The sequence below is a fragment of the Limnospira indica PCC 8005 genome (assembly GCF_000973065.1).
Taxonomy (GTDB): domain Bacteria; phylum Cyanobacteriota; class Cyanobacteriia; order Cyanobacteriales; family Microcoleaceae; genus Limnospira; species Limnospira fusiformis.
The window spans coordinates 2955751-2970182 of the sequence record NZ_FO818640.1 but is presented as its reverse complement, the minus strand read 5'-3'; the positions used below and the strand labels follow the sequence as shown (position 1 = coordinate 2970182).

Below are 14432 nucleotides of genomic sequence, written 5' to 3'. Positions count from 1 at the left end.
ATTAACCGATTTTCAGATGTTTTAGCGTTGGTGTGAGATTAGAAATGACAAACAAAATTCTTTGGAAGACCCTCCACAGTCCCAGCTTGGTGGGTGCAGCCCTGCTGCTAAGTGCAGGTTCCGCCTTAGCCACAGAAAAAATAGCCACTAAATTTGACATGACATCTCAAGTAGACCCGGTAACTACTGAAGAGATAGAAGAGTCTATCAGCCCAGAGTCTAATGTGGCGATCGCCCTCATGTCCGAACCCCCAAGCCAACCTTTAGAATTAGCTCAAATACAGCCCGAAACCGAGCCAGAAATCAGCATCTTAGGTATCGAGCAAATCAACCAATACAGTGGCTTAGAAGACTCCATGGAACAGGTAACTTCTGTTTCCCAGTTGTCAGACGTGCAACCCACAGACTGGGCATTCCAAGCCCTACAGTCCCTAGTTGAGCGCTATGGCTGTATCGCAGGTTATCCCGACGGAACCTTTAGGGGAAACCGAGCCATGACTCGTTTTGAGTTTGCGGCTGGTTTAAATGCCTGTTTAGAGCGAGTTAACGAACTAATTGCCGCTTCTGTAGCTAATCTGGTCACTCGTGATGACCTAGCAGTTATCCAACGGCTTCAGGAAGAATTTGCAGCAGAACTAGCCACTTTAAGAGGTCGCGTATATGCCCTAGAAGCCAGAACCGCCGAATTAGAAGCTAACCAATTCTCCACTACTACCAAACTTAGTGGGGAAGTAGTATTTTGGGCAGGAGATAGCTTTGGCGCGCGCTCTCGTCATAATGTAGCAGGGGGACCCTTTGGCCGAGCCAGTGATGACCCCACCGAAACCTATCTCGGCTACCGGGCCCGTCTCAACTTTGATAGCAGCTTTAGCGGTCGAGACAGGCTGAGAATTCGTTTAGAAGCCGTAGACATTCCCAACCTGAGAGCTTTTGGTCTCAATAATACATTAATGGCTCGCACTTCCATTGATGGCAGGAGTAATGGTTTCCGACTAGATGATCTAAACTACCGTTTCCCGGCTTTTGATGGTAAAGCTCGCTTCTGGGTAGGCGCTAATGCTCTGGGAATAGACAATATTCTTGATGTCCTTTCACCCCTTGAAAGTGCCTCCACCGGATCAATTTCTCGGTTTGGACGACGGAACCCCGCCGTATTTCGAGGACCCGGTGGTGCAGGTGCTGGCGCTAACTTTACCTTTGGTAGTCGATCTCCCTTGAAACTTAATCTAGCTTATTTAGCCGGTAATGCTTCTGATGCTACCGAAGGCAATGGCCTATTCAATGGCAGTAATAGCGCTGGCGCTCAATTAGTTTATCAACCCAATCGAAACCTCGCTTTTGCCGTCGAGTACGCCCGCAAGTATTTTAGCACTGAAGACGTGAATATTGCTGGCGGCACCGGAAGCTGGATTTCTGAGCGTCCCTTTGGAAACAATGCCACCACCAGCGATAACTTAGGTTTACAATTTAACTGGCGCGTCCTTGACAAATTCCAGTTAGGCGGTTGGTTTGGTGCTACCTGGGCTCATCAACAAAGAAATGGCAGTGATAGTGCTACAATTCTTAACTGGGCTGTCACTATGGGCTTCCCCGATGCCTTTAGCGAAGGGGATTTGGGTGGTATTATTATCGGAATGCCTCCGAAAGTTACCTCCCACGACCGGGGAGCTTTGGAAGATCGCGATACTTCCTTCCATATTGAAGCCTTCTATCGCTATGCCTTCAATGACTACATTTCCATCACTCCCGGCTTCTTTGTCGTCACTAACCCTGATCACAATAGCCGCAATGCTAATATTTTCGTAGGAACTCTGCGAACGACTTTCCGTTTCTAATAACAGTTTCCCGCTCATTTTCTCAGCCTGGGGGGACGGACTATTCTATTAATTCATTGCGCCGCCCCCCATCTCTTCTTGATTAATTTAGGGCGTTGACAAATCTACCCGATCGCCTATTATGGTTTTATCGGTTTACTGCGCCTATGAACTTGACTAATTATTCAATAATGCCCACCAACCACCATAGTAAATGGCTCTAACCATTGTCTAATAACGGATAGAGCCATTTAGGGGATATTTAGGGGTAAATCACCAAATGGGTCGGGGGTTAATCCTAAATTTTGGGGATAAAATCAAATTCACCTCCAGGGGAATGCCACCGACCACAATCATCATCTTATTTGGCGATCGCATTCATTGGAGAATCAGCCACCTCTGGCGAGTTAGAATTGGGTTCTAACGTAGGCATATCTGGTCTGAGTGCAGTCCACCATAAGGCGATCGCCGGAACCACACCAAATAATACACTTAATAGAGTCGGTAGTAGAAACTTAGGATCTAAAGCCACCACTGTAATTACCGCCCCAAAGCCAAAGTTAGTCAAATACACCAGTAAAGGTAGAGTCAACAGAGGTCGAGATAAAACAATCGGCTTACCTCTCCATAAAACCGCGGCCACCGTCATAAACACCAAACCTGTCCCCATCCATCCCGTAAGATTACGATAGGGCATTCCGAAAAATTCCCCTACCTCTTGGAATTGCCAAAACGGAAAAGGTGCTTGACTCATAGCCGGGTCTAGGACTAAATCCCAAGCCGTTAATAAAATCGCGGCCACCGCTAAAGCTGCTACATGACGCACCCAACTCGAAGCCAGCGTTACTTTTAAGCCACCCCTCGCTAGTAGGTAGCAGGTTAAACCCATATAAAACCAGGATAGGGGAATCGTAAACGGAACTAGATCCGCGATTTTATAGCCTAAACCGTTTAGATATTGGTAATGACCGAAAGGAAAACCTGTGCTAGTCCCCAGGAGTTCACTACTCAGCGATAGGACAATAGATGGCACCATAAATCCTAGGGTTGTAACCAGCCCTAGGGTGCGATAGGCGTATAAGCTAACTGCGATCGCTCCAAACACAATATAAGCTACTCCTCCCCCTGCCATACTCAGTTGAAAGAAACTTTGTCCTATGGGGGGTAGGTTAATAATTAGTTCTGGATTAGGTAGAACTATTAGCAGTCCCGCTAGACCAAACAGGGTGGACAGGATATGGATGGTCAAAAAAAATCGCTCTTGCATCAGAAGTTGCTTCATGGGACTCCTCAAACAGATATGAAACGCAGACCGCGTTTCCGAAAACTTTATAAATCTTTATACAACAATAGACTCATTTGCTGTTAAACGCGACCCCCCTGTTTAACTATATCCCTAGCCTCACCCTAAACCAAAATCCTATATCTGCCATATTGACAGACAGACCATTGACAACTATTCTTATTAAAGTCCAGACTAATCTATAATAATTTTGAATTAGCTGGTGGGACTAAAGCCAGAATGGTAGCCCATGTCTAGGAAAGTCCCAGGTTGTGTCCTGGTTATAACAGACTATCAACCAACCATTGCACCAATATCCATATCATACCCTGCCTGCGGTTGCAAAAATCGATTACTAGGGCTATTCATATCTCAGCAATTGAGAAATATTATGAATATCAGCTCACCTTTAAACTTGAGAAAATGACATGAAACGAAGAAAAGTTATCTCTTTAATTGGGTTAGCAATAGCCACCAGCGCCATCTCCATCGCTTGTGGTCAACAACAACCAACCACCGATACAACCGCCACCAATGGTACAACAGGTGCAACCTTAGTCGTTTATTCTGGTCGCGGAGAAGACCTAATTAGTCCAATGTTTGAGCGATTTCAAGCTGAAACTGGCATTCAAGTCAATGTCCGTTATGGGGATACAGCCGAATTAGCCGCCACCATCTTAGAAGAAGGTCAAAATTCCCCAGCCGATATTTATTTTGCTCAAGATGCAGGAGCTTTAGGCGCCCTGCAAAGAGAAGGGCGCACCCGTACTATTCCAGAAACCTTACTCAATCAAGTAGACCCTAGGTTCCGCTCTCGCGAAGGACAATGGATTGGTATTACCGGACGCGCGCGCGTATTTAACTACAATACAAATCTACTCAGCAGCGATCAAGTTCCTAACTCCATTTGGGAACTTACACAACCCGAATGGTCGGGACGCATTGGCTGGGCTCCAACTAACGGCTCCTTCCAATCCTTTGTGACCGCTCTGCGAAAGCATGAAGGCGAAGAACGCGCTAGAGAATGGGTAGAAGCTATGCAAGCCAATAACCCCCAGGTCTATCGCAATAATACAACCCTTGTCGAAGGCTTGGGGCGCGGTGAAGTAGCCCTGGGATTGACAAATAACTATTACTTGTTCCGCTTTATAGCCGAAGATCCCAATTTCCCCGTATCCTATCACTATGCCACCGGTGATGTAGGTTCCATGATCAATATAGCCGGAGTCGCTATTATCGATAGCACAGACCAACCCGAAGTAGCAGAAGTCTTTATCGAGTTTCTGCTTACTCCAGAAGCACAGCAACACTTCGCCCAAGGGAATAGTGAATATCCCTTAATTGATGGAATAGAACCACCAAATGGACAGATTCCTATTGATCAGATTAATCCCCCAGATATCGATCTCAGTAACTTAGAAGACTTGGAAGGAACACTAGAGTTGCTGCGAGCAGCGGGAGTTTTATAACCAGGGAACCCCATCCTATCAATCAGGAAGCACTAGACCTCTTCCTGATTTGTTCAGAAAACTTGCTCCTTAAACAGACGTTTATTACCATTTATGGTATAATTGCTTCTGATTTTTGCCTGACTTATTCAGGTACTTCCGTTTATAATATCCCCCTAATTTTTCCTATTATCCCTTCATTAAATGACTATTAACCTAAAGAAAACATTATCCTTAAATAGCTATTTCTCCACCAAGCGATCGCATCCTCCCATTTTTTTAGTCATCATGGCTGCCATAGTCGCTTTAGGCATGGCATTACCCCTGGTTTACCTAGTAATTAGGGCCATGGGCATTGGATTAGTCCCCTTCATCGCCCTTATATCCCGACCCCGCACCATTCAGGTATTTTTCAACAGTATAGGTATGGCCTTATCTGTCACACTCCTATCTGCTTTGATTGCCATTCCCCTAGCATTTCTAATAGTACGCACCAATTTACCCGGGCGGCGTTTTTGGTCAGTAGTCACCACCTTACCCCTAGCTATCCCCACCTATGTGGGCAGTTTTGCCCTATTAGCCTTCGTCGGACCCCGTGGCAGTATGCTCCAAATTCTCCTCGAGCCCTTGGGAGTCCAGCGGCTACCCTCTATTTATGGCTGGTCTGGAGTAATTATCGCCACCACACTATTTTCCTACCCTTACATATTGCTCACAGTGCGATCGAGTTTACAAGGTATGGACCCAGCCATGGAAGAAGTCTCACGGGTTCTCGGATATACTCCCTATCAAACCTTCTGGCGAGTCACCTTACCACAACTGCGGCCAGCGATCGCCGCCGGGTCTCTACTTGTCTCACTCTATGCGCTCCAAGACTTTGGCACTCCCGCACTCATGCGGTTTGAGTCCTTTACCTACGTCATTTTTTTGCAATATCGCACCAGTTTTGACCGTAGTATGGCCGCCGCCTTATCCCTAGTATTAATCGCCTTAGTCGGGTTGATTTTATTGCTAGAATATCGAGCGCGATCGCGAGCAGCCTATTATAGTAGAGGTTCAGCTAGTCAACATCAACAACCCTTGATTCCCCTAGGTCGCTGGACTTGGTTAGCCCTCGGTTTTTGTATCCTGATTACACTATTTTCCCTAGTAATGCCCCTCGGAGTTTTATTCTTCTGGTTAGGGCGTGGTCTGCGAGTAGGTCAAAACCCCATAGAATTGATCACAATGATGTTACCCGCCGCCTACAACTCCATCTATAGCTCAGGTCTAGCTGCCATCATTTCCACCCTGTTTGCACTCCCCATCGCCATTCTCGCCGTCCGCTTTCCTAGTCGCCTCACAGCCATCTTAGAGCGCACATCCTACATCGGTTTTGGAATGCCGGGAATTGTCGTATCACTCTCCCTCGTCTTCTTTGGAGCCAATTATGTACCCTGGCTTTATCAACAACTACCCATGTTGCTGTTTGCTTATCTAGTCTTATTCATTCCTCAAGCCGTCGGAACATTGCGCGGCTCACTACTTCAAGTATCCCCAAACCTAGAAGAATCTGCCCGTATTTTGGGACGCACACCCTGGGAAACTCTACGCCATGTCACCTTACCACTCGTTCGTCCTGGCGTGATTAGTGGCGCTATGTTAATCTTCCTCACCTCCATTAAGGAATTACCAGCCACTCTATTACTCTCTCCCATTGGCTTTCGTACTTTAGCCACCCAAATTTGGCAAGCCACAGCAGAAAGTGTCGCCTTTACCCAAGCCTCAGTTGCTGCTCTCATGATGTTGTTCGTGTCAACCTTAGCTACACTGATTATTCTCTCCCAAGAACGTCGCATCAAAAACGCCCAGCCTAGCCTTACCCAGTCAGAAGACTAGGACCATCTGATGATTATGTTAACTTTTGTAAAGAAAAGTTAAGAAATGTTAAAAAAAATTCCTTCCGCTGGGGGGTTGCTTTAGGAGGGTTACTTGTGTTATTATTTTAGATAATGGGAATATTGACAATTTTATTTTTTGCGTCAAGATTAAAATTATAAGTTAGTCTCTAACATAGCACCATCTGCCACCCCTTGTCAATCTTTTGAGAAATTAAGCCCAACCGGGAACAGGAAAATTAATAATTAATTATCCCGGCTCCCTTAACCAATTTCCGGTCAAAGTCTAACCCTGACCGGACTACGATTTTCTGTCAGGGATAACTCAGATTTAACAATCATGGAAGTTCCGGTCATTTCTGGCGGTTGTGGTAACTGGAGTATTTCCAAAATAGTCGGAGCTATATCCGCCAAACAGCCATCACTTCTCAAAGGTACATCAGTCCCATGACCAGGAATTTTACGGACTTCCCCTTCAACCAGAATAAAAGGAACTGGGTTAGTAGTGTGAGCAGTCCAGGGATTACCCTGTTCATCGGACATATATTCAGCATTACCATGATCAGCAATAATAATGGCTGTTCCCCCGGCTTTAGAGATACCTGCTAACAATTCTCCCAAACAGCGATCGACCGTTTCAATAGCCTTAACCGCAGCATCCATTATCCCCGTGTGACCGACCATATCGGGGTTAGCATAATTGATCACAATCAGAGAATAAATCCCTTTAGCGATACCCTCAAGAGCCACTTCTGTGACTTCCTCCGCAGACATTTCGGGTTTTTGGTCATAGGTAGCCACGGCGGGACTGGGAATGAGTTCTCGATCTTCCCCCTCAAAAGGATGTTCTAAACCACCATTAAAGAAATAAGTCACATGGGCATATTTTTCGGTTTCGGCGGTCCGCAGTTGTTTCAAGCCATGATCAGCAATTACTTGTCCTAAGATATTATCGAGTCCTTGGGGTTCAAAAGCGACATCGACGGGATAGTTGGGGTCATACTGGGTAAAAGTCGCAAAACTCAGGGGTTGGATCAGTTCCCGTTCAAACCCATCAAAATCCTCCATAACCAAGGCTTGCGTAAGCTGTCTAGCGCGATCTGGTCGGAAATTAAAGAAAATCACCCCATCTCCAGGTTCGATCGCCCCTGGCGCTACTCTCATGGGGTTAATGAACTCATCGGTGATACCCTCTCCGTAGGATTCCCTCATGATCTCAGCTATAGTGCGATCGCTCTGTGGTCCATCGGTAGTCAGAATCGAATAGGCTTTTTTTACCCTTTCCCATCGATTATCGCGATCCATAGCATAGTAACGGCCGCTAATAGTCGCGATATGGCCCACCCCGATTTTTTCAGTGTAGTCTTGAATTTGTTGGAGAACCTTAATTCCATCATTAGGGTTAGTATCACGGCCATCAGTAATGGCATGAATACAGACATTAGACAACCCCTTAGCCTTAGCCATATCCAGCAATCCCAGGAGATGGTCAACATGGGAATGCACACCCCCATCAGAGCATAAACCTATCAAATGTAACTTAGCCTCTCGCTGACGAACTTCCTCACAAACTTTACTCAAAGCGGGATTATTCTGAATAGTGCCATCAGAAACCGCATCAGAAATCCTCACCAACTCTTGGGGAACCACTCGTCCCGCCCCTAAATTCAAGTGACCGACTTCTGAGTTGCCCATCTGACCATCGGGCAAACCGACAGCGCGACCAGAAGCCTGAATTAATGTTCGAGGATAAGCAGTCCAAAGGCTATCCATTACAGGGGTATTGCCAACAGCAATGGCATTTCCGTCCGTTTGTTCACGATAGCCCCAACCGTCTAATATGATGAGTACAACGGGAGATACAGACACTGATGCCATGCCAACTTACCTTTTAGCGACGAGTGAATTCCATCGACATGATATCACCCCTTGACGAAACTGTTAACTCTTTGCTAGGTGAAAAGGCAACAGCAAGCTAATATAGGTTTGACACTACCCGCCCTTTAAGTCCCAAAAACCCTCGTAAATTTGTTAACCTGGGGTTATTACCAACCAGCCGATAATTTTAAACAGATGGCAGCTAGAAATGATGATTGTGGTTCGTTTCAAGCTACCCTTGACATGAGAGCGTCAAATTTAGAGCATCATTGGGGATAGGCAATGCGTAAAGTTCTATTTGTGATTGTAGCGGGGGTTTTATCACTCTGGCTAGGGGGTTGTGCTTCGGAGCCACCGGAGGAGGAAATTACATTGACTCCAACTCCCACAGAAGAAACAACCCCAGTTGACCCATCGGAAGAGGAAACTACAGCAGAAACACCATTTGAAGATCCTCTAGTTACTGAAACTCCTCCGCCAGAAGCAGGTTTGATTCAGTCTACCAAATCAGAGGAACGATTGAGACAGCTTCTGCCCGGCAGAAATGGAGTACCTGCTGCACCGGCAACTATTCCGATTCCTGGTCAACAACTTGACCCCTTTGGACCGGTTCCACCGGTTATTGCAGATAGACCCCCAGACGTGCAAGCAGACAGTGAATCGATCGCCTTACCCACTAGACAAGTGCCGGACCTACCCAGTCTTCCGGTGGCTATGCAACCACCCCAATGGAGAACTCCTGTTGCTGTTACTACGGTACCAGGACAACCAGGAGCCCCCACCGCACAGCCAGGGGTAGCTAACGGACAGCCAGGGGTAGCCAACGGACGACCCGGAACCCCCACCGCACAGCCAGGGGTAGCCAACGGACGACCCGGAACCCCCACCGGACAGCCAGGAGTAGCCAACGGACGACCCGGAACTCCCACCGGACAGCCAGGAGTAGCCAACGGACGACCCGGAACTCCCACCGGACAGCCAGGAGTAGCCAACGGACGACCCGGACTGGCTGAACCAGTAGCAGAATTACCAGATCTAGCTGTAGCTGGAGTGCCAGATCTGCCTCAACTCCCCCTCACTTCCAGACCACCCGCATGGGTTGACCCTAATGCTCCTCCACCCGTCGCCCCAGCCGCGCCGCCACCACCCCCTTCGACTGATTTAGCTCGTGGAATAGAGGTAACCGGAGTGCTGAGAACGGGAGATGATACGAGAATTATTCTTAAGGCTCCTAATGAACCCACGAGTCGTTATGTGAGTGTTGGTCAGCGCATAGCAGGGGGAGAAGTTCTAATCAAGCGGGTGAAGTTGAGCGGAGACGGCGTTCCGATTGTCATCTTTGAGCAGAACGGCATTGAAGTTGCTAGAATGGTAGGTGAGGTTAGCGGACCCTTTGGGGATGAGGCTAACACGATTGTAATGCCACAAACTATCAACAATTTTGTTCGTAATCAGTCCTAACTAATTGGGGGTTTTAGGCGACTACTCTGCCTGGCTTGGATCTATATCCCCGGTGGTTGAGGTCAGTCGTTGATCTAAAACTCCCTTGGGTTTGATAACCCAGAAATTATCAATGTCATGGGTTGAGTATTATGTTGAATTTAGTTGAAAAATTTGGCTTTGTTACCCTAGGACGGTTCACGCAGTCTCTGGTCAGCAGAATGGCGCTTGGTGGCTCTGTGGCTTTGTTAGTTGCACTGCCAGCTAATGCCCAAACAGAAGGCGGTCGCCCCCCCATCTGTGAAGGACAACTACCTACTGGTCAGGTGACGTGCAACTACGAAGGGGGAGATAATTTTACGGGTAGTTTTGTCAACGGTCGCCCAGAAGGACGCGGTATCTTTGTCTATGCTAACCGCGATCGCTTTGAGGGAGAATTTCGCAATGGTCTCCCTAATGGTCAAGGTGTGTTTATCTTTGCTGATGATTCCCGTGTAGTGGGAGTGTTTAGAGATGGCCAGATTACCAACGGAACGGTGATTTTTGCCAATGGCGATCGCTATATTGGTGAGTTTCAACTGGTCACGGAAGTGGGTAGCGGTAACACCAGCAGCCAACCCCACGGTAGCGGACAGTTTGTTTATAGCAATGGCGATCGCTTTGAGGGAAGATTTTTTGCCGGGGGACCCTTTGGACAGGGAACCTTAACCCGCACAGATGGGACTACCTGCCAAGGAGAATTTTTTAATCAGGCCCTCGACGGAAGCGGGAATTGTACCTTCCCTAACGGTTTTCGCTATGAAGGGGAACTGCGCGGCGGTATCCCCCACGGCCAAGGTGTTCTCATTAACACCGCCGGACAACGTTTCCCCGGTACTTTCCGCGATGGTAGACGGCAAGAGTGAACGGTCGAAGTCACCACAAATCAGCAGTTTTGGGGAAATCTCCCTCACGGAAGCCCCAGTCCTGTGGGTAGGTTAGCAATAAAACTTAAAAAAGTGAAGTGAATAAGATGGCTGATCCAGTAGTAGGCTGAAGATTAACGCATTTTAGACATAGAGGAAAATAAACCAATGGTTCAACGTGGTTCTAAAGTTCGCATTCTTCGTAAAGAGTCCTATTGGTTCCAAGAAGTGGGAACAGTTGTTTCCGTGGATAAAAGCGGGATTCGCTATCCTGTGATTGTTCGTTTTGATAAGGTCAACTACAACGCCTACTGCGGTGTTGATGGCGGCGTTAACACTAACAACTTTGCTGAAGCTGAGTTGGTGGAAGTAGAAGCACCAGCTAAAGCAGCTAAGAAGTAAACTAGGCTCTCGGCTAATCCCCCTGGCGGCAGTGCCATAGAGTGCCTGCCGCCTGTTAATGTTTTAATCGCAGTCACTTTATATCTGCTTGTTTTGCTGTGCCAGAGTTACCTGAAGTTGAAACCGTTAGAAAGGGTCTAAATCAGATGACCCTCAATCAGCCTATAGTGGGTGCGGATGTCCTGTTAGATAGTGCGATCGCTCACCCCACTGCTGTGGAATTTATCGCCCAACTTACCAACACTACCATCAACCATTGGTATAGGCGGGGAAAATATCTGTTAGCGCAACTACAAGCGCCATCACAGCCATCAAATCCTATTTTCACATCAAAAGACCCAATCGAGACTAAGACAAGCGACGGGGGCTGGCTGGGTGTGCATTTGCGGATGACCGGACAACTTTTGTGGCTGACTTCTGATCAACCTTTACATAAACATACCAGGGTGAGATTGTTTTTGCAGGGGGAACGAGAATTGAGATTTGTTGACCAGCGGACTTTTGGTAAAATCTGGTGGGTTCCCCCTGGTATGGCGGTGATGGATGTGATTTCTGGTTTACGGGAATTGGGACCAGAACCCCTTAGCGATGAATTTTCCCCTGAGTATTTAGCCAACAAACTGCGACTCCGCCAAAGACCGATTAAAACGGCTTTACTAGACCAAGCTATATTGGCTGGTTTGGGTAATATTTACGCGGACGAGGCATTATTTTTAGCGGGAATTCAACCCACAACTCCTAGCCGTCGTCTCAGTGAAGACCAAGTTAATCGCCTGTGTACCCACATTGTCGAGGTTTTGCAAGAGGCGATCGCTTCCGGTGGCACAACTATTCGTAATTTCCTCAACGTCCAAGGCGTTAACGGGAACTACGGTAGCCACGCCTGGGTTTATCAACGCGGCGGGAAACCTTGTCGAGTTTGTCAAACCCCCATCGCTAAAATTAAACTATCGGGACGCGGCACCCATTTCTGCCCTAGGTGTCAACCTTCACTCGATTCTGATCTCTCCTGATCTCGATTGTTAAGATAGATGTTCATAAAGCTACGTCTACCATCAGTAACGGTAAAATATAATTTGCAGTGCTCAGTTAGGGAAGCCAGAATCAGTAGAGGCAATGAATGCCTTGTCTGTTATGATTCGCCCACGATCGCAGAATCCTTGACATCAAATTAACTCACAAGCCCTTAAAATTTGGGATAGATTCATTTATCATTTGCTATCCTACTCGCTATGACTATTAAACGCGGAGATTTTGTTCACGCCGTTCGGGAAAAATTAGAAAATAGCCTAGAAGTGACCGCCAGCGACTCCCGCTTACCTCCCTATTTGTTTGAAACTAAAGGGGAAGTCATGGAAACCAAGGGAGATTATGCCTTTGTCAAATTTGGTCGAGTCCCTACACCAGCTATATGGTTGCGGATTGATCAATTGGAACCCGCTAAATAGCCATGTGCGACTCGAGGCGCGATCGGACTACGCAGTTAACCCTAATATCCGTACATAACTAGGCTAGGGTACTAACACCCGCAGGGTAGGGTATGATTCCCATAATCCTACGGGTGGTGGGGTGGCTTCAAATTAGGGCTACCCCTGCTTAACCCGCCATGACTTCCCATATTGCAGAGACACCGTTAATAAAAATATAATTGGTATATGCAGATGGCTTCTAGTATGTTTTTTCCTCCTTCATGTCACCCTACCCAGGTTTCCATAATTGGGGCAGGTAAAGTAGGTGGTACTCTAGCCCAGCGCATAGCAGAGAGTAATGTCGCCCATGTCGTATTACTTGATGTGGTGGAGGGTTTACCCCAAGGGGTCGCCCTGGACTTGATGCAAGCTGGATCAGTGGAAGGTCACGATCGCAAAATTCTCGGAACTAATGATTATGCAGATACTGCCGGATCAGATATTGTCGTAATTACAGCCGGTCGCCCTAGGACTCCGGGCATGAATCGTAATGATTTAATCGAAACTAATGCCCCTATTGTCGCTCGTGCTGTTACTAATGTGATCGCCAGTTCCCCTAATGCAGTCATTATCATAGTTACCAATCCTTTGGATGTAATGACTTATATAGCTTGGCAGGTCAGCCAAATCGAACCTTTTAGGATTATGGGAATGGCAGGAGTGTTAGACTCAGCCCGCTTCCAAGCGTTTATCGCCACAGAATTAAACGTTTCCGTTGTCGATGTTAATGCAACCGTTATGGGAAGTCATGGCGATTTAATGGTTCCCCTTCCCCGTTATTCTACAGTTAATGGCATTCCCATTACAGAGTTAATGGATGCTGAAACCATTAATCGTCTCATTGCTCGCACTCGTAATGGGGGGGCGGAAATAGTCGGACTTCTGAAAACTGGCGGCGCTTATTATGCTCCCGCTTCCTCCGTGCGGACTATGGTAGAATCTATTTTACTCAACCGTCGTCGTCTATTGCCAACTTCTGCCTATCTCAAGGGAGAATATGGCATGAAGGATATTTTCCTAGGGGTTCCCTGTTGGTTGGGATGTCGAGGCGTAGAGGGCGTTCTGGAATTAAACCTCACAGACAATGAACGCGAAGCACTCAACAGTTGCGCTCAATCGGTTCGCGAAGGTATTGAAAAAGCCGATGCGGTTTTAGCGGCCACTGCTGCTGTTTAGCCGCCGGGGGCGGGTCTTAGTAGTGCCATGACGTACCCGCCCCGACAAAACCCCTCCCCTTCCTTAACTCTTGCGGACCACAGACAGTTTCACCAAAGCCCTTGACAGTCTGGGATTTATCATCTATCATTATTTGTATACACGGGGCATTACTGGTTTCGACAGGACGATCAAACCGACCTTGTGATTCAGGCCGAGAGTAGAGTGAGCCTCCTCTCGAAAATCAAAGGTTCAAAAAAAATGTAAGTGCGAACAACGTCGTACCTTTCGCTCGCGTTAAAGCCGCTGTTGCTTAATAACGAATACCTCCTATAGGTTCGAGCACTCACGGTTTGACTCCGTTAAGTTAAGGACTGTGGGTTAAACCCCAACGGATGCTTCGGTTAAGCGTTCTCTGGTAGCTTAACTGAAAAAGACTCTACTAGAGAATCCTACCGTCAGGGATAAGTGACGGTTCCCGCCCCGCCCTAAGGATTAGAGGGGCTATGTCTGTGAACGAGCAGGGCGTAAATAGTCGTTTTGGACATGGGTTCGATTCCCATATGCTCCATTTTCAGTAAACCCTAGTCTAGTAGCTATCGCGCGACATTACTCGATACGATAGCTACACCCAATTACTCAAATATTACTCACAATCCATTCCTAGCACAGGATAATAATTCTGTCAACAGGATGATTACTCAGTCAACAAGCACAACTTAGTCAATCTGTCAAATATCCATACCTCCCCCCAACCAGACA

11 protein-coding genes and 1 other RNA gene are annotated in these 14432 nt (G+C 47.2%); 10 read left to right on the top strand and 2 right to left on the bottom strand.

All coding sequences use genetic code 11. From position 1 onward, the window contains the following. The first annotated feature begins 44 nt into the window (after positions 1–44). Positions 45–1835, top strand: coding sequence for an iron uptake porin (locus XZ46_RS12900; RefSeq protein WP_048895076.1), 1791 nt, complete (start codon positions 45–47; stop codon positions 1833–1835). Between the two features lie 340 nt (positions 1836–2175). Here the strand turns inward: XZ46_RS12900 and cruF are convergent, their stop codons facing one another. Continuing rightward, positions 2176–3096 (bottom strand): gamma-carotene 1'-hydroxylase CruF, encoded by a 921-nt coding sequence (gene cruF, locus XZ46_RS12895; protein ID WP_006625526.1) that lies wholly within the window; start codon positions 3094–3096, stop codon positions 2176–2178. Positions 3097–3524: 428 nt separating this feature from the next. Between cruF and XZ46_RS12890 the strand changes: the two genes are divergently transcribed. Both XZ46_RS12890 and XZ46_RS12885 read left to right on the top strand, forming a co-directional pair. Next, positions 3525–4565: an iron ABC transporter substrate-binding protein gene (locus tag XZ46_RS12890; RefSeq protein WP_006669961.1), complete on the top strand. Its 1041-nt coding sequence runs from the start codon at positions 3525–3527 to the stop codon at positions 4563–4565. 183 nt (positions 4566–4748) lie between these two features. After that, positions 4749–6422: an ABC transporter permease gene (locus XZ46_RS12885; RefSeq protein WP_006625528.1), complete on the top strand. Its 1674-nt coding sequence runs from the start codon at positions 4749–4751 to the stop codon at positions 6420–6422. A gap of 278 nt (positions 6423–6700) precedes the next feature. Here XZ46_RS12885 and gpmI read toward each other — a convergent pair whose 3' ends face one another. Next, on the bottom strand, positions 6701–8299 hold the full coding sequence (gene gpmI / locus XZ46_RS12880) for a 2,3-bisphosphoglycerate-independent phosphoglycerate mutase (protein ID WP_008050928.1): 1599 nt from the start codon (positions 8297–8299) through the stop codon (positions 6701–6703). A 282-nt stretch (positions 8300–8581) separates the two neighbouring features. On the opposite strand from gpmI, the gene XZ46_RS12875 reads away from it, so the two are divergent. The 7 genes from XZ46_RS12875 (at position 8582) to ssrA (ending at position 14244) form a co-directional block, all read left to right on the top strand. Continuing rightward, positions 8582–9760, top strand: coding sequence for a hypothetical protein (locus XZ46_RS12875; protein ID WP_006625534.1), 1179 nt, complete (start codon positions 8582–8584; stop codon positions 9758–9760). A gap of 131 nt (positions 9761–9891) precedes the next feature. After that, positions 9892–10644 (top strand): MORN repeat-containing protein, encoded by a 753-nt coding sequence (locus XZ46_RS12870; protein ID WP_006669957.1) that lies wholly within the window; start codon positions 9892–9894, stop codon positions 10642–10644. Between the two features lie 168 nt (positions 10645–10812). Then, positions 10813–11046: a photosystem I reaction center subunit IV gene (locus XZ46_RS12865; RefSeq protein ID WP_006625536.1), complete on the top strand. Its 234-nt coding sequence runs from the start codon at positions 10813–10815 to the stop codon at positions 11044–11046. 98 nt (positions 11047–11144) lie between these two features. Further along, positions 11145–12059, top strand: a complete 915-nt coding sequence (locus tag XZ46_RS12860) for a DNA-formamidopyrimidine glycosylase (protein WP_006625537.1) — start codon at positions 11145–11147, stop codon at positions 12057–12059. A 219-nt stretch (positions 12060–12278) separates the two neighbouring features. Continuing rightward, complete coding sequence (locus XZ46_RS12855; protein ID WP_006625538.1) at positions 12279–12494, top strand: NAD(P)H-quinone oxidoreductase subunit O; 216 nt, start codon at positions 12279–12281, stop codon at positions 12492–12494. Between the two features lie 213 nt (positions 12495–12707). After that, complete coding sequence (gene mdh, locus XZ46_RS12850) at positions 12708–13691, top strand: malate dehydrogenase (protein ID WP_006625539.1); 984 nt, start codon at positions 12708–12710, stop codon at positions 13689–13691. Between the two features lie 143 nt (positions 13692–13834). Then, positions 13835–14244: a transfer-messenger RNA gene (ssrA, locus tag XZ46_RS29430) on the top strand. Positions 14245–14432: the final 188 nt, after the last annotated feature.

Excerpts from the sequence above, each read along its gene's own strand:
- XZ46_RS12900 (WP_048895076.1), top strand. The coding sequence starts at position 45 with ATGACAAACAAAATTCTTTGGAAGACCCTCCACAGTCCCAGCTTGGTG.
- cruF (WP_006625526.1), bottom strand. The coding sequence starts at position 3,096 with ATGAAGCAACTTCTGATGCAAGAGCGATTTTTTTTGACCATCCATATC.
- XZ46_RS12890 (WP_006669961.1), top strand. The coding sequence starts at position 3,525 with ATGAAACGAAGAAAAGTTATCTCTTTAATTGGGTTAGCAATAGCCACC.
- XZ46_RS12885 (WP_006625528.1), top strand. The coding sequence starts at position 4,749 with ATGACTATTAACCTAAAGAAAACATTATCCTTAAATAGCTATTTCTCC.
- gpmI (WP_008050928.1), bottom strand. The coding sequence starts at position 8,299 with ATGGCATCAGTGTCTGTATCTCCCGTTGTACTCATCATATTAGACGGT.
- XZ46_RS12875 (WP_006625534.1), top strand. The coding sequence starts at position 8,582 with ATGCGTAAAGTTCTATTTGTGATTGTAGCGGGGGTTTTATCACTCTGG.
- XZ46_RS12870 (WP_006669957.1), top strand. The coding sequence starts at position 9,892 with ATGTTGAATTTAGTTGAAAAATTTGGCTTTGTTACCCTAGGACGGTTC.
- XZ46_RS12865 (WP_006625536.1), top strand. The coding sequence starts at position 10,813 with ATGGTTCAACGTGGTTCTAAAGTTCGCATTCTTCGTAAAGAGTCCTAT.
- XZ46_RS12855 (WP_006625538.1), top strand. The coding sequence starts at position 12,279 with ATGACTATTAAACGCGGAGATTTTGTTCACGCCGTTCGGGAAAAATTA.
- mdh (WP_006625539.1), top strand. The coding sequence starts at position 12,708 with ATGGCTTCTAGTATGTTTTTTCCTCCTTCATGTCACCCTACCCAGGTT.